21 protein-coding genes and 2 riboswitches are annotated in these 26,912 nt (G+C 44.1%); of the genes, 11 read left to right on the top strand and 10 right to left on the bottom strand.

Annotated features, from left to right (window positions below):
• Positions 1-178: 178 nt before the first annotated feature.
• The 3 genes from AC5JP1_RS01990 to AC5JP1_RS01980 all read left to right on the top strand — a co-directional run bounded on the left by AC5JP1_RS01990 (position 179) and on the right by AC5JP1_RS01980 (position 3,923).
• Entirely contained in the window at positions 179-1,006 is an 828-nt protein-coding gene (locus AC5JP1_RS01990; protein WP_493842910.1) for an IclR family transcriptional regulator, read from the top strand.
• A 171-nt stretch (positions 1,007-1,177) separates the two neighbouring features.
• Complete coding sequence (locus tag AC5JP1_RS01985) at positions 1,178-3,004, top strand: FMN-binding glutamate synthase family protein (protein ID WP_493842909.1); 1,827 nt, start codon at positions 1,178-1,180, stop codon at positions 3,002-3,004.
• Positions 3,005-3,110: 106 nt separating this feature from the next.
• Positions 3,111-3,923 carry a phosphodiester glycosidase family protein gene (locus tag AC5JP1_RS01980; RefSeq protein WP_493842908.1) on the top strand — a complete coding sequence of 271 codons (813 nt, stop codon included), beginning with the start codon at positions 3,111-3,113 and terminating at the stop codon, positions 3,921-3,923.
• 130 nt (positions 3,924-4,053) lie between these two features.
• On the opposite strand, the gene AC5JP1_RS01975 is transcribed toward AC5JP1_RS01980, so the two are convergent.
• The 5 genes from AC5JP1_RS01975 to AC5JP1_RS01955 form a co-directional block, all read right to left on the bottom strand.
• Positions 4,054-5,277: a vWA domain-containing protein gene (locus AC5JP1_RS01975; protein WP_493842907.1), complete on the bottom strand. Its 1,224-nt coding sequence runs from the start codon at positions 5,275-5,277 to the stop codon at positions 4,054-4,056.
• Between the two features lie 2 nt (positions 5,278-5,279).
• Positions 5,280-7,394, bottom strand: a complete 2,115-nt coding sequence (locus AC5JP1_RS01970; protein WP_493842906.1) for a nuclease-related domain-containing protein — start codon at positions 7,392-7,394, stop codon at positions 5,280-5,282.
• A gap of 13 nt (positions 7,395-7,407) precedes the next feature.
• Complete coding sequence (locus tag AC5JP1_RS01965; RefSeq protein WP_443526263.1) at positions 7,408-8,256, bottom strand: AAA family ATPase; 849 nt, start codon at positions 8,254-8,256, stop codon at positions 7,408-7,410.
• Between the two features lie 379 nt (positions 8,257-8,635).
• Positions 8,636-9,361 (bottom strand): hypothetical protein, encoded by a 726-nt coding sequence (locus AC5JP1_RS01960; RefSeq protein ID WP_493842905.1) that lies wholly within the window; start codon positions 9,359-9,361, stop codon positions 8,636-8,638.
• A 229-nt stretch (positions 9,362-9,590) separates the two neighbouring features.
• A complete protein-coding gene (locus tag AC5JP1_RS01955) occupies positions 9,591-9,911 on the bottom strand; it encodes a YcgL domain-containing protein (protein WP_319050517.1) in 321 nt (106 codons plus the stop codon).
• Positions 9,912-10,172: 261 nt separating this feature from the next.
• Positions 10,173-10,324, top strand: a riboswitch (glycine riboswitch).
• A 76-nt stretch (positions 10,325-10,400) separates the two neighbouring features.
• A riboswitch (glycine riboswitch) is annotated at positions 10,401-10,549 on the top strand.
• A gap of 168 nt (positions 10,550-10,717) precedes the next feature.
• On the opposite strand from AC5JP1_RS01955, the gene gcvT reads away from it, so the two are divergent.
• The 5 genes from gcvT (at position 10,718) to AC5JP1_RS01930 (ending at position 17,326) form a co-directional block, all read left to right on the top strand.
• On the top strand, positions 10,718-11,890 hold the full coding sequence (gene gcvT / locus AC5JP1_RS01950; RefSeq protein ID WP_493842904.1) for a glycine cleavage system aminomethyltransferase GcvT: 1,173 nt from the start codon (positions 10,718-10,720) through the stop codon (positions 11,888-11,890).
• A gap of 117 nt (positions 11,891-12,007) precedes the next feature.
• Positions 12,008-12,388, top strand: coding sequence for a glycine cleavage system protein GcvH (gene gcvH / locus AC5JP1_RS01945; protein ID WP_444526966.1), 381 nt, complete (start codon positions 12,008-12,010; stop codon positions 12,386-12,388).
• A gap of 318 nt (positions 12,389-12,706) precedes the next feature.
• Positions 12,707-13,480, top strand: a complete 774-nt coding sequence (locus AC5JP1_RS01940; RefSeq protein ID WP_493842903.1) for a nitroreductase family protein — start codon at positions 12,707-12,709, stop codon at positions 13,478-13,480.
• A 64-nt stretch (positions 13,481-13,544) separates the two neighbouring features.
• Entirely contained in the window at positions 13,545-16,442 is a 2,898-nt protein-coding gene (gene gcvP, locus AC5JP1_RS01935) for an aminomethyl-transferring glycine dehydrogenase (protein WP_493842902.1), read from the top strand.
• Positions 16,443-16,636: 194 nt separating this feature from the next.
• A complete protein-coding gene (locus AC5JP1_RS01930) occupies positions 16,637-17,326 on the top strand; it encodes an esterase/lipase family protein (protein WP_493842901.1) in 690 nt (229 codons plus the stop codon).
• A 45-nt stretch (positions 17,327-17,371) separates the two neighbouring features.
• Here the strand turns inward: AC5JP1_RS01930 and AC5JP1_RS01925 are convergent, their stop codons facing one another.
• The 4 genes from AC5JP1_RS01925 to AC5JP1_RS01910 form a co-directional block, all read right to left on the bottom strand.
• Positions 17,372-18,685, bottom strand: coding sequence for a ribonuclease D (locus AC5JP1_RS01925; RefSeq protein ID WP_493842900.1), 1,314 nt, complete (start codon positions 18,683-18,685; stop codon positions 17,372-17,374).
• 124 nt (positions 18,686-18,809) lie between these two features.
• On the bottom strand, positions 18,810-19,403 hold the full coding sequence (gene recR, locus AC5JP1_RS01920) for a recombination mediator RecR (RefSeq protein WP_319050523.1): 594 nt from the start codon (positions 19,401-19,403) through the stop codon (positions 18,810-18,812).
• Between the two features lie 118 nt (positions 19,404-19,521).
• Positions 19,522-19,851 (bottom strand): YbaB/EbfC family nucleoid-associated protein, encoded by a 330-nt coding sequence (locus AC5JP1_RS01915; RefSeq protein ID WP_319050524.1) that lies wholly within the window; start codon positions 19,849-19,851, stop codon positions 19,522-19,524.
• A gap of 111 nt (positions 19,852-19,962) precedes the next feature.
• A complete protein-coding gene (locus AC5JP1_RS01910) occupies positions 19,963-21,270 on the bottom strand; it encodes an O-succinylhomoserine sulfhydrylase (RefSeq protein WP_493842899.1) in 1,308 nt (435 codons plus the stop codon).
• A gap of 423 nt (positions 21,271-21,693) precedes the next feature.
• On the opposite strand from AC5JP1_RS01910, the gene AC5JP1_RS01905 reads away from it, so the two are divergent.
• The 3 genes from AC5JP1_RS01905 (at position 21,694) to dusA (ending at position 25,963) form a co-directional block, all read left to right on the top strand.
• Positions 21,694-23,337 (top strand): phospholipase D family protein, encoded by a 1,644-nt coding sequence (locus AC5JP1_RS01905; RefSeq protein ID WP_493842898.1) that lies wholly within the window; start codon positions 21,694-21,696, stop codon positions 23,335-23,337.
• Positions 23,338-23,561: 224 nt separating this feature from the next.
• The gene (locus AC5JP1_RS01900; protein WP_493842897.1) at positions 23,562-24,866 is read left to right on the top strand and encodes an MFS transporter; all 1,305 of its coding nucleotides are present in this window, start codon (positions 23,562-23,564) and stop codon (positions 24,864-24,866) included.
• A 113-nt stretch (positions 24,867-24,979) separates the two neighbouring features.
• On the top strand, positions 24,980-25,963 hold the full coding sequence (gene dusA / locus AC5JP1_RS01895; protein ID WP_493842896.1) for a tRNA dihydrouridine(20/20a) synthase DusA: 984 nt from the start codon (positions 24,980-24,982) through the stop codon (positions 25,961-25,963).
• Between the two features lie 84 nt (positions 25,964-26,047).
• Here dusA and AC5JP1_RS01890 read toward each other — a convergent pair whose 3' ends face one another.
• Complete coding sequence (locus tag AC5JP1_RS01890) at positions 26,048-26,851, bottom strand: CPBP family intramembrane glutamic endopeptidase (protein WP_493844416.1); 804 nt, start codon at positions 26,849-26,851, stop codon at positions 26,048-26,050.
• Positions 26,852-26,912: the final 61 nt, after the last annotated feature.

Below are 26,912 nucleotides of genomic sequence, written 5' to 3'. Positions count from 1 at the left end.
ATATCAGTCATCCTGACTGACGAATAGTGATTGATACATCATTTAATTTAACAAGTTATTGACTTCATTATTCCGCTGTGCGAAACTTAGTTTCATAATTTAAAACTATTAAAACAAACTTTTGCCACCCTGTAAACCTTTATCAAAAAATATCACCATTAAAAGAGATAGAAATGAAATGACAAAACACTCATCAATAGCTACGCCACTACTAGAACGCATGCATGACGTCATGAGTCAGAGCAAAGAAGATAACGATCGACAGTTTGTGATGGCACTGGGTCGTGGATTGGTCATATTGGTTGCTTTTGAACATGATGAGCAGCTCACTCATCAGCAGTTGTGTCAGATGACAGATCTACCAAAAGCAACCATCACTCGCCTTATCCATACTCTAATTACGCTTGGGTTTTTGCGTACGAATAAATACGGACAGTATCAACTGGGCAGTAGTGCGGTACGTCTCAGTGCGACTGCATGGAGTCGTCATGACATGGTGGCGTACGCTGAACCATTGTTGCGGCAGTTTGCCAGTGACAACGAAGTATCAGTGAATCTAGCGACTGAAGTCGAAGGAGAGATGCGCTATCACGCCTGCTGTCGTAGTCCTGCTCGACTATCGGTCAACTTGCAAGTTGGCTCAGCTGTACCCGTCGCACGCACTGCCATTGGACGTGCTTTTTATGCGGTAAGCTCACAAGCGAGACAGGCAGTTATCATTAACAACCTACAAGAGAATTTATCTGTCGAAGATTATGACCATGCACAAACTGCCCTAGCCAGTGCGGCTGAGCATTATGAAAAGTATGGCTATACCGTGTCTGATGGGGAATTTTCTACCGACATATTGGCAGTCGCCGTTGGGGTCTATGATGTTGCAACAGGACAATACGCGTATTCGCTCAATGCCAGTGTACCAAGTGCCAACTGGGAAGCGGATGAGTATGCTGCGATGATAGTGCCAAAATTGCAGGCGTTGGCAGAGCGGATTGGTGGCGGGGTTTAATGAATTTTGAATATAAGCTTGATAAAAATTGTCTGATGAAAGTTAGGCTGATGAGATAGCATATGTAACCCTGTTACCCATTGATACCGACGTCGCGACCTCATACGTGTATGATGTACGCGACAAATGTAAGCATCTTATCTATCCAAAGAATAACTATTGAGCCTCGTTATGCCTGAATCTCGCACCAACCTAAATCCTGAAGTCAAAACCAGCTCACCGTATTTTATCGGATTATTGCTGCGTTATAGTATGTTTGGGGCAGCCATCTGTCTACTATTAGCAGGGTTGCTACTGATGCATGGCTGGCTGATTCTGATTGGCGGCTTAGGAGTTGCATTAGGCATTTATGATTTGACTCAATCCAAGCATTCAGTGCTAAAAAACTACCCAATAGCTGGACATATTCGCTATGTATTAGAAGATTTTCGCCCTGAGATTCGTCAGTATTTGCTTGAGGATGACAAAGAACAAGTACCGTTTTCACGCCAGCAGCGCGCTCTAGTCTATCAACGGGCAAAGAACGTCAGCGACACCAATGCGTTTGGTACGTTGGATAACCTCTATACTCATGGCAAAGAATGGTTTTTGCAGTCTGCTATCAGTGCCCCACTAGAAAGCAAAGACTTTCGTATCACAGTAGGCGGCGAGCGTTGTCAGCAGCCACACGATATGTCGGTATTTAATATCTCAGCGATGAGTTTTGGTAGTCTATCAGCGAACGCCATCATGGCGCTCAATCAAGGTGCAAAAATAGGCGGCTTTACGCATGATACGGGCGAAGGAGCTATCAGTCCTCATCATCGTAAGTTCGGTGGTGATTTGATTTGGGAGTTGGGCACTGGGTATTTTGGCTGTCGTGATGCCGAAGGTAATTTTGATCCACAGTCTTTTGCCGAAAAAGCCATCGATCCACAAGTTAAAATGATCGAAATCAAGCTGTCACAAGGCGCTAAGCCTGGTAAAGGTGGCGTGTTGCCATCGAGCAAAATCACGCAAGAGATTGCGGATACCCGTCAAGTGCCGACGGGTCAAGATTGCATCTCGCCCTCCTCGCACACTGCATTTAGCACACCGCGCGAGCTTGTCGCCTTTTGGCAGCAGCTACGTGACTTATCTGGCGGCAAGCCTGTTGGTTTTAAGCTATGTGTGGGTCAACCTTGGCAGTTTATGGCAATTGTCAAAGCCATGATTGAGACAGATAACTATCCTGATTTTATTGTCATTGATGGGGCTGAAGGCGGTACAGGTGCCGCGCCCGTCGAGTTCATGGACAATGTCGGTATGCCAATGGTTGAAGGGTTTCTGCTCGTTCATAATACTTTAGTCGGTGCAGGTATCCGTGACAAGATCAAGCTTGGCGTCAGTGGCAAGATTGTCTCAGGTTTTGATATTGCACGCATGATTGCGCTGGGTGCAGACTGGTGTAACTCAGCACGCGGCTTTATGTTTGCGGTTGGCTGTATCCAGTCGCGCTCTTGTCACACCAATACGTGTCCGACAGGTGTGGCAACTCAAGACCCATACCGTCAACAAGCACTCGATGTCCCAAGCAAAGCAGAACGCGTTGCCAGCTTCCACAAAAATACGCTAAAATCGCTCGCTAGCATCGTCGGTGCTGTTGGTTTACAGCATCCTAGCCAATTACAGCCTTATCATATCGCTCGCCGTCTCGATGATGGACAGATTAAGCTATTGTCCAAGTTTTTCTACTTTGCGGACAAAGACGCCCTGCTCGATCATAGCGCCCGTGCCGATATTTTCAATCAGATGTGGGTCATGGCAAACCCTGATAGCTTCTTAGCCAATAACGATGCGCTCATTGCTTATAACAAGGACTCACGTGATAAGGGTAAAGAGACAAGTGCGCCAACAGAGCATAGTACTGGATATAACGCTGAATATGACTCTGAACACTCAGATGCTACTAACGGCGGACAACTCATCGGCAATGTCAACAATACCTTTCGTAACTTCCCACCGACTGGCGATTGTTAATTAATGATTAAAAGATGCTGATTATCGATAAGAGCCAATAAAAATTCGACATACCAGCGAACCTTAGTAATCCCATACAACCACCCTGTTAAGAGACGCGTGATCGATGCCGACCTCTATTTTTACTTTATCGCTATCATTGGTAGTGCTTGCGCTCAGCCTTAGTGCTTGTCAGCAAGAAGACACTGTTGTCTTGAGCACTGATACGGACAGCTGGTCTTGTCAGACAGCAGACTATCCCTTTACTTATAGCGTCTGCCGTGTGAATGCTAGCGCGTTAACAGGCGACCGTTATTCGTTACAGTTATTTTGGCAGTCCGCCAATAGTGCTCAGCCGCTACTAACCTTTGATGGATTGTTGACAGCATTACCAGAAGACCAAACCCTCAATTTTGCGATGAATGCCGGTATGTATGATGAGCGCTATGCGCCGATTGGCTACACTATCATTGAGGGCAAAAAGATCAAGTCACTGAACCTAAAAGAAGGTGGCGGCAATTTTCATCTATTGCCTAATGGGGTGATGTGGTGGGACAAAGCTGGCAACGTGCAAATCACCGAAAGTAACGCGTTAAATGAACAGCTAAACAATGGTGATGTGCAGCCTTGGTATGCGACGCAATCTGGCCCCATGCTGGTCATCAATGATGAGATACATCCTCAGTTCAACCCTGATAGTAGCTCAGTCAAACTGCGTAATGGCGCAGGCGTCTGTACTGATGGCAGCATACAATTCGTCAATAGCGATGCACCTGTGACTTTTTATCAGTTTGCAGAATTATTTAAAAATGAGCTGAGTTGTCCAAACGCGCTGTTTTTAGATGGTGGTATTGCCTCGGCGTTATATGCGCCTAGTATCGACAAGCAAGACAAAAAAGAGATGGGCGTGATGATCGGACTGGTTGAAAACGCAGAATAACTGCCGTATTTACTATAAAGTATAAACTCGCCACTTTTTATCACTACTTGTCACCCATTAAAAAAGCACTTAAGACGACGCTATCGTCCTAAGTGCTTTTTATGTTGCGCATACAAGCATAACAATAGTATTACCGCGCCATGTATTGGGTCATCTCCTCAACACCATGCAAGGTCATCGGGTACATTTTGTTTTCAAACAGCTTTTTGATCTCAACGATGGTTTGAGTGTACTGCCAGTAGCTTGGGTTTTCAGGATTGAGCCAAGTTACTTTATCAAAATGCTCAAGTACGCGCTTGAGCCATACGATACCCGCCTCGTCATTCATATACTCGACACTGCCGCCTATTGTCATCAGCTCATAGGGTGACATAGAGGCATCACCGACGAAGATGACTCGATACTCGCGACCATATTTATTAAGTAACTCAAAAGTCGGCATCGGGGCGCTATGTCGACGGTTGTTATCCTTCCACACATAGTCATACAAGCAGTTATGAAAATAAAAGAACTCTAACGTCTGGAATTCATTCTTTGCCGCAGAAAACAGTTTTTCTAGTGCTTCAACGTGGATATCCATACTCCCGCCCACATCGAACAGCATCAGTACTTTGACGCGGTTACGACGCTCCGCTTGCATATGAATATCGAGCACGCCCTTTTTTGCGGTACGTTTGATCGTTTCATGAATATCGAGCTCATCTGCACTGCCCGTACGTGCAAACTGACGTAGGTTACGTAGTGCCATCTGGATTTGACGGGTACCAAGCTGATTGTTGTCATCGAGGTTACGGTATTTACGCTGCTCCCAGACTTTTGCGGCGCTACGTTTGCGAGATTCACCGCCGACACGTACGCCTTCTGGATGGTCGCCGTAAGCCCCAAATGGCGAAGTGCCACCTGTGCCAACCCATTTACTACCACCTTGGTGACGCTCTTTTTGCTCTTTTAACCGCTCTTCTAGTGCCTTCATCAACTCTTCTAATGAGCCATACTTCTTCAGCAGACGTCTTTGCTCTTCGGTTAGATTCTTTGGATCCAGCTTTAGATCAAGCCACTCTTTGGGTACGTCTGTCAGTTTTGCCAACAGCGCATCCATATCAAGGCTGTCAACTCCTTCAAAGTAATCTGCCATTGCCCGATCAAATTTATCAAAATGACGCTCGTCTTTGACCATACACAGCCGAATCAACCGGTACATGTCTTCACGACTCGCAAAAGTAGTGAGTGCTGGGTCTTCAGGATGCGTCTGCATCATCAGCCCTTTATCTAAAGCGGCATTGAGATCAAGCAGTTCACGCGTACTGACTGGCACGCCATAGGTCCGTAAAGTATAGAATAGTTTGATAAACATGATTATGCCTTTAATGTAGAAGCATTATTTGAATTTTGAATTGAACTCATAAGCGATAAATTAGTAGTCCAAAAAGTATTATCCTCAACACTTTTGATCAGCGTGTCTAAATTCTCTTCATAAGCGCTAAGAGGATTGTTATTAGTGTCGTCGTTATCAAGCATATCTGAAAGATACTGTTTATGTCCGTTTAGAATAATAACTAACTCTTCAAAAGACACTTTTAAGAAACCATCAATGTATTCATGATCAAACTCTAGCGTAGTATCTACAATCCATGAATGAATACTAAATTGAGAGCTGTTAAGTCCTAAGCTAGGCAAAAAAACATCTCTAACATAGCTGGACTTACGTAATAATTGATATGCAGCTTTCTTCAGTACGAAATTCCTGTACTCATATATCTCTTTAACGCTACTTTTTACATAAGTAGATTTAAGCTCAATAACTAGAACTTTATTATCTGTTACTACAATGGCATCTATCTCACCTACTCCAGACTCTAAAGGCTCATACTGACTGTAGACTCTGCCTTTACATTTAGCTAATAACCTAGCTAAATTCTGCTCCATTGAGTCTGTTTCAGATTTCAAGTTAGATCTATTTTTATCTAGTTTCCTAAAAGTATTTATAGTGGCTGTATTGAAGTTTTTTTGAGCTGACAGCCATGGCAGAGCAAATATATATTCATCGATCTTATAGAAAGATTTCTCAATGTAAGAAGTATCGCTACCATCTCGTAAATCTCGCGACCAAAATTCAAGAATACGACTCATCTCTCTTACTCTTTTATTTTTACCACCTTCAATTATCCAATCTGACATTTTAATTGCTTTCTCTTTGTGAGTAGAAAAAGTAATAGGCATCCTGTTCTGGCCAATTAAAAGTCCATCCATCATCAACTGAGATAATATTGCAAACACGTATTGATTCTTACTTTCTCTTATTTTTTTAAAAGCTACAACAAAATCTTGAACATAATGAACCTGCGACAACAACATAGTAAAAACTAAAGAGTATAGGTCATAATTTTGTTCAAAAACTGCTTTTTCAATACCATATATTTCATGTAATTGTAGGGCGACACCTTCGGTTTTGGCTAATGCCAACGCGTTGAACTCTATATTCCCGCCTCTATCCAAGCGCTCGAAGTAAGGGTTTTCTGTTAAATTATTAAATCCGCGCCATTGCCAATATGCTGATAAAATGCCAAACTTCTCTTGAAATAAGTCTAAATCACGTGGTTTAGATTCGAGTACCAACTGCCCATTCTTTAAATAATAATTTGTTGAGAGTTGATAACAGTAGGCACTGATAACTTGATCTTGATATAGGTTAATTTCTACTTTATGAGCAACAAGTTCTTTAAAGGCTTCATACTGTTTTATAAGAGAATGATTGAGATTTTCACCAATCAAGAATGGCATCATTTTAGCTTTTAAAACCTGAGCTAATTTTTTCTCTGTTAGCTTGTTTTTCTCGATATTTGAGCTTGTTATAACTTCATGGAAAACAGACCAGATCTCTTGAACAGAAACGTTGTCATTAATGTCCATTTGATACGGTATTTTTAGACGATCCGTATCACTCATTAAATATTCATAAGCATAGAAGCTACTAAATACCATTGCTGTAATTTGATCTAGCTGCAGCTGGCGCTTGAGATATTTATAAGCATTACAACGTTCTTGATACTGTAGTTGTATGTATTCAACTATAAGTAAAAACTCCTTGAACTCTAACAAATCAACTTGATTGTTTATCTCTCTCAAAACTCCCCAAGAACAATGGTCAGCATTGGCAATAATGCCTGACTGACGTATTGCTTTGATAACGCTAGGTTGATTGAGTTCCAACAACTTGGTCACTATGTCTTTGTCAATTGATTTTGAACGAACATATTGACTTAGAGCAAGAATGAGATTTTCATTATTCATCTGCTCTACTGTTAAGTTTCCTATAAAGTTAGATCTCCAAAAGTCATCCAACTTATCAGATACGCTATTAAACTTACTTGAAGTACTACTTTTAAAAAGCAACACATCAAGTGTATTTAATAATGCTTCATCATTACTACTTCCTAAAACGAAAACGTTAAACTGCTCATCGAAATACAATGTACTTTTCCTTTTAACGGCGCATCATATTGGCAAAACGCTGCAATAAATTCACATCCGCTTCGTTTTTGAGCAGCGCGCCATATAGTGGCGGAATAGACTTTTCGCCACGTAGGTTTTCTTCTAGCTCCTCTTGTGCCATATCATCAGCTAGCAACAAGGTCAACCAATCAACCAATTCAGACGTTGATGGTGGCTTTTTGAGGCCCTGAATATTACGTAATTTATAGAATATATCCAAAGCATCGTTGACCAGTTTTTCTTGAATATCAGGGAAATGCACCTCGATGATTTGGCGCATGGTTTGCTCTTCTGGAAAGTCGATATAATGGAAAAAACAACGACGCAAAAAGGCATCTGGTAGCTCTTTTTCATTGTTTGAGGTGATAATCACTACTGGACGCTGCTCTGCGGTGATGGTCTCACCCGTCTCATAAACATAAAAAGACATCTTATCAAGCTCATGTAGCAAATCATTTGGGAACTCGATATCTGCTTTATCAATCTCATCGATCAATAGTACGCTACGCTCTTTACTGGTAAAGGCATCCCATAGCTTGCCTGGCTTGATATAGTTACCAATCTCATAAACCTTGTCATCACCCAACTGCGAATCACGCAGGCGCGATACCGCATCATATTCATACAGACCTTGCTCAGCTTTGGTGGTCGACTTGATATGCCACGTAATCAGCGGCATGCCTAAACTTTCTGCGACTTCTTCGGCTAGCAGGGTCTTACCAGTTCCTGGCTCACCTTTGATCAACAGCGGCTTTTGTAGCGTCATAGCTGCATTTACTGCCAATTGCAGATCATCTGTTGCGATATAGTTTTGTGTGCCTGTAAAGGTTTTGTCGGTCATAGTCAGATCTCGATTGTTGTTATAAATGAGGGGTTATAGATGAATGGGTATAAAAAGTGGATAACAAATCAATATAATAAATTAGATTAGCACAGCCTGACGTATTGCCAAAATACTCATGCGTTCGCAGTTATTAACAATTGTTATGTGTGCCTAATAATGTGCCTAACAAGCTGTCATTGTTGATATAACCTACAAACAATCCTGCACACAAATAGTTTGGCGCGAAAGTAATATGCCACAGCATCAATCTGACACAAAAAAAGACACGCCTTGGTGTCTTTTTTATTTAATCTTTATATTCTGAACGTATGAGTCCATTGTGTAAGCAGGCACTACCTTTCTGTCGCTTTCCAGATCTGTCGCTTTCCAGATTTTATTACTTTTCAGAGATTTTATTATCTGCTTTTTTGGACAGTGTGCTTTCTTTTGTTAGGCTAACGTTATCTGCTTTTGCACTAGCACCGTCTTTATAAATATTGTCTTTATAGCTGCTATCCTTAAGATGACTGGTTTCAGTCTTAGCAGACAGTGTAGACTCATCAGACGGTTCACTCAGCGTAGCGCTGTCCGCCAAATAGTTGCCTGTCGTCAGTTGCATCGTCGCCTGTGTATCTTCTGCGCTGCGGCTACGTGCTTTATCCAGACTCGAGGCAAAAGCACCGCGTATCAGCTGCCACAAAAAACCGATGAACAACCCGAAAACCAATACCACTAATATCGGTAGCATATTGGCAATCGCGCCTGCAAAGTCTTTCATCATGATAGCGTAGACCACACTGATACTGGCTGGTGCAAGCTCACTGGCATCACCAAGCGCTGTACCTGGCGCTAATAGCACGGCAAACAATATCATCCAGCTCATACCGCCTAAGGGTTTTGGCAGTACGCGAGCGACCAGTAGCCACAATACCAACACCACGATAGCACCGCCAAGATAAGCATACATTGGCAGATCCGCAGGCGGTACGTTCTTTACCATCTGACCCCACCAAATAGCAATCTCACCGAGAATGTCGCTGATAGATTCTAATGGTAAGCTGTGTAAGATATTTTTTAACCAGTCCATGCGTGTGTTGTTACCTGCGTTTATCACCGATGACACATTGTGCCTAGCAGTGTATGGTGCGTGCTATCGTACCAAAAAGACTCAATAAATAATCGATACACATTATCAATGCCGATTATTTAATTCTCTATAGATGTCGTGGACTGTCAGTTTATCACGACTCTCTACCCAAATGCATGTGACCGAATGTGTCACGGACGCTTTAACCATACCGCTGTAGAGACCACATTCTAGATCACTTTGCCATCATGCCTTAACCAGTACACTAATCATAAATGCTGTCTTGTGCTTCACGAGCGCGCAGCTCTGCTTGGCGACGCATCACATCTTGCGGTGGTAGCTGTACAAAATAGCCTTGAGACTGTAGTTTTGCCAGTACTTCTGCTTTATCGACACGTGCAAGTGTTGGCGTCGCTGCCAAATCTAAATGCATGACAAACTTGCTACGACCTAACCCTGCACGGAAATCTTTTGGTAACACCCCAAGCCAGTCTTTTATTTCATCGGTATCATCAGGATAATCAGGACGCGCAATGTAGACATACATATCGTCATGTTTGGGAAATTTATAAATATCGCAATGCATAAAAACCACCTATCAGAAACTATGGGCGTAGGTTAGCATATTTCAGGCAAATACCAGTAGTTGCTTTGCGTTTTGCTATGGTAATTTTTGCGGTTATGTATGGCGTGAAACATTCTAAAAACTGCTGATAGAGACAGAAAATACAATACTAACGCTCGCATACTGTCAGTAAACTGCCCAAACAAAATATGATTTTTGCTAAATTTATTGATTTTAATGGCTCGGATGACTTGTAAAAGCGCTTTGAACCTTTCATAATAAAAGCGTTTTTCAGGAGAGAGTTTGTGGGCATCCACTTTGTATTGAACCGCATTGGTTATACAAATGGCGATATAAAGATCATAACTGCCATACAACCACCGAAGGCGCATCCACCCTGCCAATCGCTCAGGTAAAAGGACTGAAAAACGCATGTCACTGTTGTTTGATAGTGTCTGGTAGCATCACGCTCATAGCGCACTACCTCTCAAAATACTTTCAAACATAAGGCATAACAAATCTGGAGAGTGGTAAGTACGGACGACGTCTTACCCACCGAAGGGGAGAAAATACGCTATCATTGATTGTAGGGTTTATATCATTGCCCATAAATGATGATTCGTATTGAAAATCTCAGGTCACAGGACAGATGGGGCTTTAGCTCAAATTGACGTTCAGCGTCTATTTGGCTTACGTCTTTATCTTTGCTTTCTGTGTCACCCTTTGATGTAATATTTGCACCTTGCAGTATTGCTTCTCACTACTTTTGCGTTGCGCATCACGTCCGGCTCTGCTGAGCTTGACTGATGTACACATAAGGATTTGTTATGACTGATACCCAAGATATTCACTCTAAAGCGCCTCAGCGTACCCCTTTTTACCAGTCTCACATTGATAGTGAGGGCAAACTGGTCGACTTCTCTGGTTGGGAATTGCCTATCAATTACGGTTCACAAATCGAAGAGCATGACGCTGTAAGAACAGATGCTGGTATGTTTGATGTCTCACATATGGTGGTGACAGATATCAAGGGTGCTGATACTAAAGCATGGCTACAAAAGCTACTCGCCAACGATGTCAATAAACTCACTACCACTGGTAAAGCGCTATACTCTGGTATGCTCAATGAGCAAGGCGGCGTCATTGATGATTTGATCGTCTATCTCATGAATGCAGAGGAAACTGAGTACCGTATCGTTTCTAACGCTGCTACTCGTGACAAAGACTTGGTACAGTTCAATAAAGTCGCTGAAGGCTTTGATATCACTATTGCCGAGCGTCCTGAGCTTGCCATGCTCGCCGTGCAAGGTCCAAATGCTATTGCAAAACTGGCTCAAGCCAAACCAAATTGGGCAGATACTTTAGCAGGACTAAAACCTTTCGTCGGTGCTGATTTGACAGACATTGAAGGCGCTGATTGGTTTGTGGCTCGCACTGGTTATACTGGTGAAGATGGCGTCGAAGTCATCATGCATGCCGATGATGCCCCTGCCTTCTTTGAGCAACTAAAAGTAAATGGCATCAAACCTGCTGGCCTTGGCGCGCGTGATACGCTGCGTATGGAAGCTGGCATGAACCTGTATGGTCACGATATGGACGAGACCATCAGCCCTTACGAGTGCAACATGGGCTGGACGCTTGCACTAAAAGACGACCGCGCCTTTGTCGGCCGCGAAGCACTGGTCAGCAAACGCAAGCAGTCAAAAGAAGACAACACCGCTATGAAACAAGTGGGTCTGCTATTGACCACGCGTGGCGTATTGCGTGAAGGCATGACGGTGACTATCAATCAAGGCGCTGACAATGAGCAAACTGGCATTATCACCAGCGGCACATTCTCCCCTAGCCTAAAAAATTCAATCGCGATTGCCCGTGTCCCTGCCAGCGTATCAGAAGATGACAGTGTACAAGTCGATCTACGCGGCAAAGGTAAATTCGTTGATGTACGCGTATTGAAGCTGCCTTTTGTCCGTAATGGCAAGCAGCAGTTTGACTCTTAGGTCTTATAAATTCTATCATTAGAGCGCGTTGTCATTTTACACAGAACTATGGAAATGACGACACGCCTAGCCTCTATTACTTTTGTTAATTAACCTCTATCACTTAGGAGAGAGACCATGAGCAACATCCCAGCAGAGCTAAAATATATTGCGAGCCACGAGTGGCTACGCCTAGAAGACGACGGTACGGTCACTGTTGGTATTACTGACCATGCTCAAGATCTATTGGGTGATGTGGTATTCGTTGAGCTACCAGACGTAGGCGACATCATCGCTGTTGATGACGAGATCTCAGTAGTAGAGTCTGTAAAAGCGGCTTCTGACGTTTATGCCCCTATCTCAGGTGAAGTTATTGCGATCAATGAAGCACTAGAAGATGATCCAGAGATCATCAACTCTGACCCATATGGCGAAGGTTGGTTCTTTAGAATGAAGCCTGACAATATCGCTGACTACGAAGCACTGATGACTGCTGATGAATACGAAAGCGACTTGTAAGACTTTAGAACATATAAAATATTAGCTCATACAAATTATTAGCTCCGACTAAACGTTATAGATACTGGCAGCAGCTGGTATCTATATTCTCTACTTCAATACCCTGTCTCATCAAAAGCGCTTAGTCGTTTTATGCGTTTGTTATATGAGAATAGCTGTACATAGATCATATAGACCGTCACAAATCATGATCGCTCGATGTTATTGCTCTCAAGCGTTATCTTATTGGCTCGTATTGCTCACATGTTTGACCTCTATTATAGATGTGCCCCAATACCGACTCGGACAGATGACCCAATCCCCAGCATGGATCCTAATATGAACTCAGACGCCGCCACCTTAGAGACCGACAATAAAGACCTCGTTGCCACGCCTACTCATACGCCAAACTTACAAGCGTTTCGCGATATCGTAGAGTCACGCCGTTCAGTACGCCGCTTCACTGACACCCCCATACCTGACGACGTATTGGCAGACTGTCTGCGTTTGGCAATGCTAGCACCGAACTCTAGCAACCTGCAGCCGTGGGAGTTTTATGTTATCGATGATGCTGACAATAAAAAACGTGCCATCAAAAACTGCATGAATCAAAACGCAGCAAAAACATCAGCACGTTTGATTGCAATCGTTGCCCGTACTGACATTTGGCACGACCACGCTCAGCAAGTATTGCGCGAATACCCTGACCAGCCAGTCCCAAAGAAAGTGAAAGACTACTATAACAAAGTCGTCACGATGGACTTTTTGCGCGGTCCAGCCAACGTAGTCTCAGCAGCCAAATGGGGCGCGACGCAAGTGGTCAGACGCGTAAAAGGGCCAATAAAATCGCCTTACTATACGTTTGAAGACACCAAAAACTGGGCAACCAATAACACCTCACTTGCTGCCGAAAACCTCATGCTAGCATTACGCGCTCATGGGTTTGATAGCTGTGCCATGGGCGGCTTTGATGAGCCTGCTATGAAGCGCTTACTAGGCTTGGGCGACGATCAACATATCATTATGATGATTGGTGCTGGCGAACGCGCTGACAATGGCGTTTACAATACTCAGTTCCGCTTTGATCAGACTCAGTTTGTGCATTACGTATAACGTACCGCTCACATTATTCCCTTAATTGCTATTTTGTTTATTACTCCCTTAACCAAGGATTGTCATGACTATCTCTCAAAACCCATCGTTTGATACCTTCCAAGGATTGTTCAACGAAGCTGAATTTGTCTATCGCCACTTAGGCTCAAATGAGACCAAGCAAGCTGACCTACTCAGCGCTGTTGGTTATAAAGATATGCAAAGCTTTATCAATGACACAGTGCCTGAGCCAGTGCGCTTGCACAAAGAGTTGGATTTGCCAGTGGCGATGAGTGAGCATGCTGCACTTGCCAAACTGCGCACGATGGCAGACGACATCACTGTTAATAAAAGCTATATCGGTCAAGGCTACTCGCCTGTCCGTATGCCTGCTGTTATTCAGCGCAATGTTCTTGAAAATCCAGGTTGGTATACGGCTTATACGCCTTATCAAGCTGAAATCGCTCAAGGTCGCTTAGAAGCATTGCTAAACTTCCAACAAGTATGTATCGATTTGACTGGTCTTGAGTTAGCTGGTGCCTCATTGCTTGATGAAGCAACCGCAGCGGCAGAAGCCATGGCCATGTCAAAGCGCGTAAGCAAAAGTAAATCAACACAGTATTTCGTTGATGAACGTGTCTATCCGCAGACGCTAGATGTGATTCATACGCGTGCGAAATACTTCGGTTGGGACGTGGTTGTTGGTGATTTTGAAACGGCTAAATCTGGTGATTATTTTGGCGCATTATTCCAGTATGTTGGCGTAGAAGGCGACGTTAAAGATTTAACAGATGTCATCGCGGCCGTAAAAGAAAACAAAACCTATGTGAGTGTCGTCAGCGACATCATGAGCTTGGTGCTACTTAAGTCACCTGCCGATATGGGTGCAGACGTGGCACTAGGTAGCACGCAGCGTTTTGGTATTCCAATGGGCTTTGGTGGTCCACATGCCGCTTTCTTTGCATTTTCTGATAAAGCCAAACGCTCAGCGCCTGGTCGTATCATTGGTGTATCAAAAGACTCGCAAGGCAATACCGCACTGCGTATGGCACTACAAACACGTGAGCAGCATATCCGCCGCGAAAAAGCCAACTCAAACATCTGTACGTCACAGGTATTACTAGCCAATCTCGCTGGTATGTACGCGGTCTATCATGGTCCAGGCGGCGTCAAACGCATTGCCACGCGTATTCATGCCTTTGCGACTGCTTTCGCTGATGCTATCAAAGAAGCCAATGACAGCAGCCTAAATGTAGTACATGATCAATTCTTTGATACCGTTGTGATTGATTGCGGTTCAGAAAAACTGGCTACTCAAATCTTCAAAAACGCAGACAACGTGGGCTACAACTTATGGCGTCTAAGCGACACCAAATTAAGCGTTGCTTTTAGTGAAACCAGCGATCAGCAAGATTTTAAAATCTTGACTCAGCTTTTTGTAAGTAAGTCTCACGAGCTACCTGAAACCGCTCGCGTTTCTCTCGATAGTGCGCATCTGCGTACAGATAATATCTTGTCACATCCAGTATTCAACTCGCATCATACCGAGCATGAAATGCTGCGTTATCTCAAGTCGCTCGAAGACAAAGATCTAGCGATGAACCGTAGCATGATTTCACTGGGCAGCTGCACTATGAAATTGAATGCCACCAGTGAGATGCTACCAATCACTTGGCCTGAGTTCGCCAACGTGCATCCTTTTGCACCGCGTGACCAAGTCACCGGCTATATTGCGATGATTGATAGTTTGCAAGATCAGCTCAAAGCCATTACTGGGTTTGATGACGTCTCTATGCAGCCAAACTCTGGCGCCTCTGGTGAATATGCTGGTCTACTCGCTATTCGCCGTTATCACGCGTCACTCGGCGAGACCGATCGCGATGTGTGCCTGATTCCAATGTCAGCACACGGTACCAACCCTGCGACCGCCATGATGATGGGCATGAAAGTCGTCGTCGTCAAAACCGATGAGAATGGCAACGTTGATATCGATGATTTGACAGCCAAATGTGAAGAGCACAGTGATCGTCTAGGTGCGCTAATGATCACTTATCCATCGACGCATGGTGTGTTTGAAGAAGGTATCCGCAATATCTGTGATTTGACTCATAAGCACGGCGGTCAGGTCTATATGGATGGCGCTAACATGAATGCTCAGGTTGGTATGATGCAGCCTGCAGACGTTGGTGCTGATGTATTGCACATGAACCTGCACAAAACCTTCTGTATCCCTCATGGTGGCGGTGGTCCAGGTATGGGTCCTATCGGTATGAAGGCGCATTTGGCACCATTTATGGCCAACCACACCTTGAGCCCTGTACATAATGCGCAAAAAGACTGCTCAGCAGTATCGGCAGCCCCTTATGGCTCAGCGAGCATCTTGCCTATTTCATGGATGTACATTGCTATGATGGGCCGTGATGGTCTGCTAAAAGCGACAGAGCTGGCATTACTAAACGCCAATTACGTAGCAGCCGAGCTAAAAGGCCACTACCCTGTCCTATATGCAGGCAAAAACGGCCGCGTGGCTCACGAATGTATTATTGATATTCGTCCGTTAAAAGAAGAGACTGGTATCACTGAAAGCGATATCGCTAAGCGCTTGATGGATTATGGTTTCCATTCACCAACGATGAGCTTCCCAGTCGCTGGTACGCTAATGATTGAACCGACAGAGTCTGAGTCAAAAGAAGAATTGGATCGCTTTATTAGCGCGCTAAAATCTATCAAAGCTGAAGCAATCAAAGCCAAAGCGGGCGAAGATAACTGGACGCTAGCAGACAACCCATTGGTCAATGCACCGCATACTGCTGCTATGATTACTAGCGAAGAGTGGACGCATCCATATAGCCGTGATACTGCTGCATTCCCGCTGCCATACATCCGTGCAAACAAGTTCTGGCCAAGTGTGGCACGCGTTGATGATGCGTACGGTGATAAGAACCTAATGTGCTCTTGCCCAAGTATCGAAAACTATATGTAATCGTTACTGTTTAAACGCTACATGTATAAAAAACCTCCAAGCCAGCTACTGGCTTGGAGGTTTTTATTTTGCTGACTTTTTATATACTCGATTAACAGGTACTATTACTGATAGTAGTATTTATAAAAATGGAAAATGTATCCACAACGAGACACTTAACTTAGATTTTTCAAAGCAGTTAATTGGGCAATACTATGCAACACAAATCACCTAAACGAAAGACGCGTGTCATCCTAATACATGGTTTACACCAGACAGCTTGGGTAATGCGCCCACTTGCAAAACGTTTGCAAGCCTCGGGGTTTGATACCTATCAATATAGCTACCGGAGCATGCGTGATAGTATCAAAACCAATAGCGCACGCTTAAACCATTGGTTAGAGAAAAACCATCATCCAGACCATCCCATAGATCTGGTCGGACACAGCTTGGGCGGTCTAATCATTCGTGATTTTGTCGCTCAGTACCCCAAATGGCAGATTGGCCATTGTGTGACGCTAGGGACGCCGCATGTCGGCAGTGTTTGTGCCGATTATATCTGGCGACTGACTCCTGCTGTCGTTGGTCGCTCCTACATCGATGCCTTAGATGGTACTGTCGCACCACTACCACAGCATGTGACCCTTGGCGTGATCGCTGGCAATCGTCCTTATGGTTTGGGTCAAATGTTTTTGAAGTATCACAATCGCAAACTGCGTAAATCAGATAAGCCGCCACTCAAAGAGCATCTGGCACATGACGGAACCGTCTATATAGAGGAAACTAAGATTGAGGCGGCAGCAGATCATATCACCCTGCCTGTCTCTCATACTGGTATGCTCGTAAACCCAGAGGTCGCTGAGCAGACCAAATATTTCTTAGTGCACGGCGTCTTTAAACGCTAACGATTAAACGCTATCTTTGATATCAGTTCTTAGCTTTACTAGACGTTATTGGGCATTGATACCCATACCTTGACGCAACTCAGTTTTGTGCTTTTCAATCACTGGTATCAAGGTTTGTATGACCCAGTCATTACGCCAGCCCTTCAGCCCTTGTGGCAATTGGCTGACATCTTTATCGAGAGCGACGACTTCGTACAGTTGTCCTAACCATTTTTTGCGCATTAGTACGCTAGCAGGTACACCAGTCTCTCGTGCATGCTCATCAATCGATTGTTGCACCGCTTTGGACAGCACTTTGTTTTTTGAGCGATATGGCGGCACTAGGCAGTCTGGATGCTCCGCGAGTGGCAGGCTCTTTGCCTCTCTTATTACTTTTAGCAGCTCTTCACCATACAGACGCAGCATACTGCGGTGCATTGTTGTTTTGTGCGACAGCTCACGCATGCTGTTTGGTTTTTCGGTGACGATCTCACGTACCGCTTGTTTCTTGATGATAAAGGTACGCGGTTGATTGGTCGCACGTGCCAGCTCTTCTCGCCACGTCGCCACTCCTTTGAGGATAGCCATTTGCTGTGAGGTATAGCGATAGTCAGCCATCGTAAGATACATCGCATCGTCTTCAACATGCTGCGCATCATATAAGTCACTGGCGTAGAGCTGACAGTCAGCCCAGACATACTCGTATAGCCCTTGTGATTTTAGTGCATGCTCGATACTCAGATATAACGCTGGCAAGTAGCGCACGTCATCGATTGCATACTGCTCTTGCTCATCTGTCAACGGACGCTGTAACCAGTCAGATTGACTGTGCTCTTTGTCGATATGCATATCCAGTTGGTCAGCGAGCGCCTGTTGGTAGCCCATTTGCAATTGACCTGTTAAATAAGACAAGGCAATTTGCGTATCAAAAATATTGGTCAGTGGCGGACAACCAGACAGCAGATAAAAAATACCTAGATCTTCACCGCAAGCATGCCAAATAGCCACATCGACTTTACGCAGTGCTTCCCATAACTCTGCCAGCTGTAATTGCGGGGCATCCAGTAGATACACATGATCGCCAGTATTGAGTTGTACCAGTGCCAAACGTGGATAATAAGTGTCACGCTTGATAAATTCAGTATCTAATGCCACACGTCCGCAAGTCGCTAAGGCGTCAATAACCTCAACTAATTGATTCTGCTCACGCACCCAAGTAATCGCAACGTCATCAGCAATATCCAGCAATGCGTCAATGTCTAGTATATCAACGTCTAACGCTGCTGGTATCGTTTCAGTGCGAGCTGATTGCTCTGAGACATCAGTAGTCATGCTATCTGGATCAGGATGGGCTGAAGCGTTTGGAACATTATTGGACACGGGCAGATACCTGCATATATAAGAGAAAATAAAACGCTAACATGCATCTTATTAAGATTAAAGGAGAATACAATTATAACAACTTCATGAAACAAAGTGGCTAAGACTTAGTCTTTATCAAATACTATAAAAAAGAGCGATTCTGCATGGCTTGACCAAGTGTCATGCTATCAAGATACTCAAGCTCGCCGCCCATCGGCACGCCTTGTGCCAAACGCGTGACTCTACTCACATGACGATTGACTGCTTCGCTAATAAAATGAGCAGTAGTCTGACCTTCAACGGTTGTGCCCGTTGCCAATATAATCTCTTCTACGGGTTCTTGCTTGACTCGCCACACCAGTTGGTCGATATTTAGATCATCAGCACTGATACCATCGATAGGTGATAAATGCCCGCCCAGTACAAAATAACGACCACGGTACCCTGCTGTCTGCTCAATGGCCATCACATCTGCCGCCGTCTCAACCACACATAGCAGACTGTCATCGCGCCTAGGGTCTTGGCACAGAGGACATACCTCTTCATCACTAAAGCTATGACAGCGCTGACACTCAACGATATCGCGCATGGCTTCATCGAGTGCTTGGGCAAGTGCCATACCCTGCGGGCGTTTTTTGCTGAGCAGATGTAACGCCATTCGCTGGGCGCTTTTTTGACCGACACCTGGCAAAATACGCAGCTGCTTGACTAGCTGATCAAATTTGGCTGTAAGCAAAGTGACTTTCCTTTAGTTGACTTTATTTAACTGGATTTATAAATCGTAGCTATAAAAATGGGGTCGTATCATGTCGATAACAACCCCATTTTTGACTTCAGTACGACATATTTAGCGCTTAGAACATGCCTTGCATACCTGGTGGTAGACCCATACCTGAGGTCGCGCCTGCCATTGTTTCTTCATACAACTCGTCCGCTTGACGAACCGCATCATTGATGGCTGCCGCAATAAGATCTTCGATCATATCAGGCTCGTCTTCTAGCAAACTTGGATCAATAGTCAAACGCTTGACCACATGACGACCCGTCATCGTTACTTTAACCAAGCCACTGCCCGCTTCGGCTTGTACTTCTTTGTTAGCCAGCTCTTTTTTAGCCGACTCAACGTTTGCTTCTACTTTCTTTTGCATCGTTTGTGCTTGTTGCATCAATGCTTGAATGTTCATAGTTGCCTCTTTATCTTTTATATTTGAATGTTATACGGTGCGCATCGTAATTAGTAGTCATGAACCACGTAAAGTTCATGTCATGCGTGAACAGTGATTATACCGCTATCTTTACAAACTGTCTAAACCGCGTGCCAAGTCTTTGATGATATCTTCGACATCTTCTAAACCGACTGATAGACGAATCAGACCATCTTTAACCCCCGCTTCAGCACGAGCTTCAGGAGTCAGGCGGAAATGCGTGGTCGTTGCAGGATGAGTAATCGTGGTTTTGGCATCACCCAAATTATTGGTGATAGAGACCATTTGGGTCGAGTCAATCACATGCCACGCTGCTTCTTTTGTATCGCGGCTGTTTGACTCATTACTATCAGACGCTTTGACTTCAAAACCCATGATAGCACCATAGCCACCTTTCATATGATGCTGACGTGTGGCAAGTTCATGTGCGCTATGATCGCTCAAGCCTGAGAAATGCACGGTGCTGACATTAGGATGATTGACCAAAAACTCTGCGACTTTATTGGCATTGTGACAATGCGCCTGCATACGTAATTTAAGTGTCTCAAGTCCTTTAGTAAATACCCATGCATTAAACGGGCTCATGCTGATACCGCCTGAGCGCACCACGGTAAATGCGTCTTGCATCAGCTTATCACTACCAACCAACGCACCGCCCAATACTCGCCCTTGTCCATCTAAATACTTAGTCGCCGAGTGAATAACCACGTCCGCACCTAAATCTAGTGGGCGCTGTAGAGCTGGCGTGGCAAAGCAGTTATCAACGACCAGTAAGATATCATTGGCTTTGCATAGCTCACTCAAGTAACCAATGTCACAAATCTGCGCTAGCGGATTGCTGGGACTTTCGCAATAAATGACTTTGGTGTTTGGTTGAACAGCATTTGCCCATGCATCATTATCAAAACAATCCACATAGCTGACTTCCACACCGAACTTGGCCATATAGTTGTTGAATAGACCAATAGATGAGCCAAATAGTTGATTGGCTGCGAGTAGATGATCGCCTGCTTTGAGATACGCCAGACACATGGTCAAGATCGCGCCCATACCAGAGGCCGTTGCAACAGCACGCTCACCATTTTCTAATGCAGCCAACCGACGCTCAAAAGTACGTACACTTGGGTTGGTATGACGAGAGTAGACATTACCGGTTTTTGTACCGTCAAAATGAGCAGCAGCATCAGCAGCTGATTGGTAGACATAAGAGCTGGTAGTAAAGATAGGCTCTGAATGCTCACCCTCATCGGTACGGTGTTGACCTGCTCGCACAGCAATAGTTTGCATACCATAGTCAAGACCCAAATCTAAGGCATCATTGCGCCAGTTTGGATCCAACCCATTGGTTGAGGCTTTTTGGTTCAAACTGCTTTCATCTTTCGTTTGCGACTGACTCATAGACGTTCCGTTGCTTTACTTTGGTTGGTATAAAATGACTGCTTATTTTTCTGATTATCAAGCAAATTCATCAGGGTTATCATATCATGTCGCCTTATTCTACACATCTGGTTTCAGAGCACCCTGAAATATTATTATCATATACTGCACTGCTCACATATCCAGACTCTGTTATCGCCATATAAATCGGCTAGCTTATAGTAAAAGCAGCCACTTCATCTAACAAAAATAACGTATTTATAATAGGCAGATATGCAAACAGCTGCTAAGCTGAGCGGCGATTTGGGTTTTGCCTTTGGTGATATGATGATAGAGCATCCAATCAATGCTATCATCTCTAAAATAGCTGAACGATTTCAGCACATTACTTATTCATACATTTTATTTAACAGTATTATTTAGACTCACTAAGGTAAACTCGTTATGTCGACGTTCAGTATAAAAGCAAACACCTTATCGCTCAGTCTAACGCTTGGTCTGACTTTGGGTCTAAGTGCTTGCCAGAGTCTACCTGAGCAGCCGCACCTGTCTGATAGCCAAGAGTTATCTGCCCGAGTCAATGCATTATACCAACAGTCAGATAGCCCAGACTCTGAACCAGAAACCACAGCAGAGCCAAGTCCTACTGATCTGGTGACTGCCATTACTGCCCAAAATGAGATCCACCCTGACTTATCAGGCTACCATCCGATTGTCACTGGGGCAAATGCGTTTGCAGCGCGTAGCATCTTGACCGGTATGGCCACGCGCAATATCGATGCACAGTACTATATTTGGCACAATGACCAAGCTGGGCAGTTACTTTTAAAAGACTTATGGGAAGCGGCTGAACGCGGTATCATCGTGCGTTTGTTGTTAGATGATTTTAATAACAGTGCAAAGTTTGATCAGCACTTGCTACGTTTTGCTAGCCACCCTAATATCGCAGTGCGCATCATCAACCCTTTGATGCACCGTAAAATGCCGACCTTAAACTACGTCACTGGGTTGCCGCGTATCAATCGCCGTATGCACAATAAGAGCATGACTTTTGACAAGCAAATCACCATCATTGGCGGACGTAATATCGGCAACGAATACCTGAGTAATGACCAAAGCAGTCAGTTTGCAGATTTGGATGTTTTGCTTATCGGAAAGGTGGTCGCAGACATTGACAATAGCTTCGGCAGTTACTGGTCGTCTCCTTTGGCGTTTGATATTGAGACCTTAGCCGAATTTGATACTGACGTTACGCCTGACTTTTTAAAGGCTTTGGACAAGCTCGGTATCGATGAGCAAAACAACGAAGGCAGCAGTTTGACTGTCTATAAGGCCGCTATCGAAGACTCTACCATTGATACTGATCTGATCAACAAACAGGTTCCCTTTCGTTGGACGGACATGCAGTTCTTGAGTGATGATGTGGGCAAACTGTCTAAAAGCGTCTCCTCTGAAACCAATTTGGTTCACCAACTGCGTACGTTACTTGGTAGCCCAACCAAACAGCTGACCATTATCTCTTCTTATTTTGTGCCAACCAAAGATGGTGTCGATACGTTGGTGAAACTGGCTGAATCTGGCGTTAATATCAAAATCTTAACCAATTCATTTGATGCCACTGATGTCACTGCCGTTCACTCTGGTTATAGCCAATGGCGTCCTAACCTACTTCGCTCAGGTGTCAAAATATACGAGCTAAAATCAACGGCTGGTGAAGAAAAACGCGATAATAAACTGTGGCGAGCGCGTAGTCAGTCATCGACCAGTTTGCATGCAAAAACCTTTGCAGTTGATGATTATCAAGTGTTTATTGGCTCATACAACGTTGACCCTCGCTCGGCCAATATCAACACTGAGATGGGTGTCATTATCAATGATGACGAGCTAGCAAGACAGCTACACGGTGCGCTTAGTGATGATTTGTTAAATCAGGCTTATGAGGTCAAGCTGCTAGACAATGGTAGTTTAGAGTGGCACACGATGGAAGATGGCAAAGAGGTCGTTTACGAGTCAGAGCCACGAGTCGATATGGGTGATCATATTTGGCTTACTATCATGTCTTGGCTACCCATCGACTGGCTGCTGTAGTATGTAAATCCTTTTCTAAATAGTCCTTAAAAGTACAGGATGTGCAGTTTCGCTTCTGGTAAAAGCCAGATCCTGTAATCAAAGTTCTTATTACAACACACACAAAATTACTGTTTCGGCAAATCATTGTTTATATACTTTGATTTGCCGGTTTTTATCATGGCCGATTATCTAAACGATGATCGTCTTAATGGCCACTTTACCCTGTGGATGCGTGATCTATTATGCCGTCTCGTTCTCAATACGCCTTGATGTCTACAAAAGACAAAAATACCGTTATGTTCGTAAGCTTCATCAGTGCGATCGTCTTTTTTGACTTTTTGATTTACTTATACATTGCAGATATCGTGACCGCTGCGTTTTTTCCTGTTGATACTGACCCCAATGTCGCCAAACTACAAGGACTGGGGCTTTTTGTCATTGGTTACTTAGCTCGTCCGCTTGGGGGTATTCTGTTCGGGCGTTATGGTGATCTCAAAGGTCGAAAACCGACCCTTTTTCTGAGCATAATCGTCACGGCAGGTAGCTTGCTTGCGATGGCCTATCTGCCTACTTATGCGCAGTGGGGCGCGCTTGCACCTGCGTTATTCATACTGCTGAGAATCATACAGGGCATGGCATTTGGTCTTTACGTACCGTTATCTTGGGTGTTTGTGGCGGAGCATGTGCCTAGGCAGTATTTGTCAGTGGCTTGTAGCTACATTACCGCTAGCTTTTTGGTAGGGGTACTCTTCTCTAATGCGTTTTTTCTGTGGCTGACTGGTTTTATGACCACCGTACAGTTGACTGATTATGGCTGGCGTTTGCCGTTTTTTGTTGGTGCCTTACTAACCTGTCTACCATTGTTGGTATGGCGACTGGTTAAAGAGACCCCATTTTTCTTGGCGTTAGATAAGCCAAAAACTGGTAAGAATTTGGGTAGACCATTTACGGTGTTATTCAAGCGCTGCAAGCATTCTATCTTTGTCAGTATGGTACTGACTCTAGTGATATCTAGCATTACCTCTGTTATTGTCCTACTACTGCCAGATTTAATAGAAATCAACTTTACTTTAGACAGTGATTTGTTTAGCTTCTCTCACAGTTTGGGCATCGTATTTATGATTCTTGGCTGTGTCTTTTATGGCATGATCTCGACCCATGAGAACTTTGGTAAAATTTTGGTCATTGGTTCTGTTCTACTTATCGCTCAAACGTTGGCGTTCTTTTATCATTTGCAGGCGGGTGGCGATTATATATTGATTATGTATGCACTTTTGGGATTCTGTGCCGGTATCGTGGGCATGGTCCCTGCCATTTTAGTGCAGCTATTTCCGACCAATGTACGTCTCACAGGTATCGCTTTTTGTTATAATATTACCTACGGTATCGTTGGTGTACTGATCCCCTTTGGTCTTGGTTACGCCACGACGCTTATCAGCTTCTCACCAGCGCTATATATTGCCTTTGTGGGCTCTATCGGTATTATTATGGGGCTTTACTTCTATAATTTGCCCGAATTCAAAAAGATTGATCATGTTATTTTATAAATAATGGATCAGTCACTGATTTGAACAAAGTTTAAAACTAAGGTGCAATGGTATGTCTCGTCCATTGCACCTTATCCATTTATTTAAGACACAAATATTAAGGCTCAATAATCATGGTTGATATGACCAACAAACGCCTCTCAGTTGCGCCAATGATCGACTGGACAACGACAGATTATCGCTACTTTGCACGACTGTTCAATCCGCATACGTATCTATATACCGAGATGATCAGTACTGGTGCATTGATACATGGTAACCGAGCACGGCATCTACGTTTTGATACGCTCGAGCACCCGCTTGTATTGCAGCTTGGCGGTGCAGACATCGATGAGATGACGCAGTGTACTGAATTTGCTCAGCAGTATGGCTATGACGAGGTCAATATCAATGTCGGCTGCCCCTCTGATCGCGTACAACATAATAAGATAGGTGCTTGTCTGATGGCAGAGCCCAAAACGGTTGCCGACTTGGTCAAGCACATGCAAGCAGCTGTCGACATTCCAGTGACAGTCAAACACCGTATTGGTATTGATGACTTTGACAGCTACGAGTTTATGGTCGATTTTGTGCAGAAAGTAGCTGCTGCTGGCTGTACACGTTTTATTGTTCATGCACGTACGGCATGGCTACAAGGTCTTAGTCCTAAGCAAAATCGCGAGATACCACCGCTACGTTATGATGATGTCTACCGCTTAAAGCAAGACTTTCCTGAGCTAGATATCGAAATCAATGGCGGTATCGACACGATAGAAGACATCAAAATGCACCTGCAGCATATCGATGGCGTGATGATAGGACGAGCGTTTTATCATAACCCGTACCTATTAGCAGAGGCCAATAGCTTGTGGAGTGAGACAACACCCGAGACTATCCCTAAGCGCTCAGAAATCTTGGCACGGCTATATCCATATCTAGAAGAACAAATTGAAAAAGGCGAAGCACTCCCAACAATGACGCGACATTATTTGGGATTATTTCAGGGGTTGATGGGCGCGCGTAAATGGCGACAAGCACTAAGCGGCAAACCTCAGCTTACTCTCGATGATGTCAAAAGAGCGGCAGATGAGGTATTGTTGTTAAATCCTGACGCATAGCACAGATTGGCATGCAGTCAATTTAACAGACTACAGATTTTAGTCACTACTGTCATATTGTCACTATTACAATGTCAATTTTGACTACGATACTTGTGAGAGATACTGCCACATCGCTGCCCCATTATTAATGATATGTAGTGCGATTGGCAGTAATAGTGACCCTGACTTAATACGGGCATAGCAAAATATCAGTGCCAGTACCACAATAGTGCTGATCTCATAAATACCGTACTGCACATGGATAATAGCAAATATCAAACTTGTCACGATACTTGCTACTATCGCGCCGTGATGCACAGAGTATGACGGCGCTGTGAACTGCTCTGCAATCGCTGACCATAAGATGCCCCGAAAAATAACTTCTTCGTAAATTGGGGCAACGACTACCATCGCTAAGACCAACAGCCATATTGGGCTTACCGATTGATATAGTGGATCGACAAAAACCAGCGGTGTCATATCTAGTATATAGGTCAGCGCTTGACTGGCAATCATAAATATCAATAGCACGCCCAGCATACCCATACCTACCGCAAATGAAAACGGCTTCAATGTTAGGTACTGACGCACCTTACCGCCTCGTAGACGAATAACGATAATACTGGTCGCTACCAACAGTATGCAGCCTATGACTATCGAGATACTCACGACCGTCCCATCATTACTACCAAAAAAGAATATATCCCCTATCGATGCATTTTTTGTAGCAGGTAATACCAGCTTGCCAGCAATATATACGCCTACCAATTGACTGATAAAAAATGCAAATACCATACCTACTGTTAATACAAATACTCCTAAGCGTGAAAACAATGGCGCACGATGAGGCAAGCGTTGCCTATCAGACGGTTCAGCTAGGTCATTTGGCGTAGAGTTTTTTGGCATAGGTTTGTTGGACACAGAGTTCTTGGACATATCAATATCACTTAGCAAATAGACAGTCAGC

Source organism: Psychrobacter sp. H29, from assembly GCF_059073055.1.
This window is presented reverse-complemented; position numbering and strand designations above follow the sequence as displayed.

What these genes read in the sequence shown, in the direction of transcription:
- AC5JP1_RS01990 (WP_493842910.1), top strand. Translation starts at nt 179, where the DNA reads ATGACAAAACACTCATCAATAGCTACGCCACTACTAGAACGCATGCAT.
- AC5JP1_RS01985 (WP_493842909.1), top strand. Translation starts at nt 1,178, where the DNA reads ATGCCTGAATCTCGCACCAACCTAAATCCTGAAGTCAAAACCAGCTCA.
- AC5JP1_RS01980 (WP_493842908.1), top strand. Translation starts at nt 3,111, where the DNA reads ATGCCGACCTCTATTTTTACTTTATCGCTATCATTGGTAGTGCTTGCG.
- AC5JP1_RS01975 (WP_493842907.1), bottom strand. Translation starts at nt 5,277, where the DNA reads ATGTTTATCAAACTATTCTATACTTTACGGACCTATGGCGTGCCAGTC.
- AC5JP1_RS01965 (WP_443526263.1), bottom strand. Translation starts at nt 8,256, where the DNA reads ATGACCGACAAAACCTTTACAGGCACACAAAACTATATCGCAACAGAT.
- AC5JP1_RS01955 (WP_319050517.1), bottom strand. Translation starts at nt 9,911, where the DNA reads ATGCATTGCGATATTTATAAATTTCCCAAACATGACGATATGTATGTC.
- gcvT (WP_493842904.1), top strand. Translation starts at nt 10,718, where the DNA reads ATGACTGATACCCAAGATATTCACTCTAAAGCGCCTCAGCGTACCCCT.
- gcvH (WP_444526966.1), top strand. Translation starts at nt 12,008, where the DNA reads ATGAGCAACATCCCAGCAGAGCTAAAATATATTGCGAGCCACGAGTGG.
- AC5JP1_RS01940 (WP_493842903.1), top strand. Translation starts at nt 12,707, where the DNA reads ATGAACTCAGACGCCGCCACCTTAGAGACCGACAATAAAGACCTCGTT.
- gcvP (WP_493842902.1), top strand. Translation starts at nt 13,545, where the DNA reads ATGACTATCTCTCAAAACCCATCGTTTGATACCTTCCAAGGATTGTTC.
- AC5JP1_RS01930 (WP_493842901.1), top strand. Translation starts at nt 16,637, where the DNA reads ATGCAACACAAATCACCTAAACGAAAGACGCGTGTCATCCTAATACAT.
- AC5JP1_RS01915 (WP_319050524.1), bottom strand. Translation starts at nt 19,851, where the DNA reads ATGAACATTCAAGCATTGATGCAACAAGCACAAACGATGCAAAAGAAA.
- AC5JP1_RS01910 (WP_493842899.1), bottom strand. Translation starts at nt 21,270, where the DNA reads ATGAGTCAGTCGCAAACGAAAGATGAAAGCAGTTTGAACCAAAAAGCC.
- AC5JP1_RS01905 (WP_493842898.1), top strand. Translation starts at nt 21,694, where the DNA reads ATGTCGACGTTCAGTATAAAAGCAAACACCTTATCGCTCAGTCTAACG.
- AC5JP1_RS01900 (WP_493842897.1), top strand. Translation starts at nt 23,562, where the DNA reads ATGCCGTCTCGTTCTCAATACGCCTTGATGTCTACAAAAGACAAAAAT.
- dusA (WP_493842896.1), top strand. Translation starts at nt 24,980, where the DNA reads ATGGTTGATATGACCAACAAACGCCTCTCAGTTGCGCCAATGATCGAC.
- AC5JP1_RS01890 (WP_493844416.1), bottom strand. Translation starts at nt 26,851, where the DNA reads ATGCCAAAAAACTCTACGCCAAATGACCTAGCTGAACCGTCTGATAGG.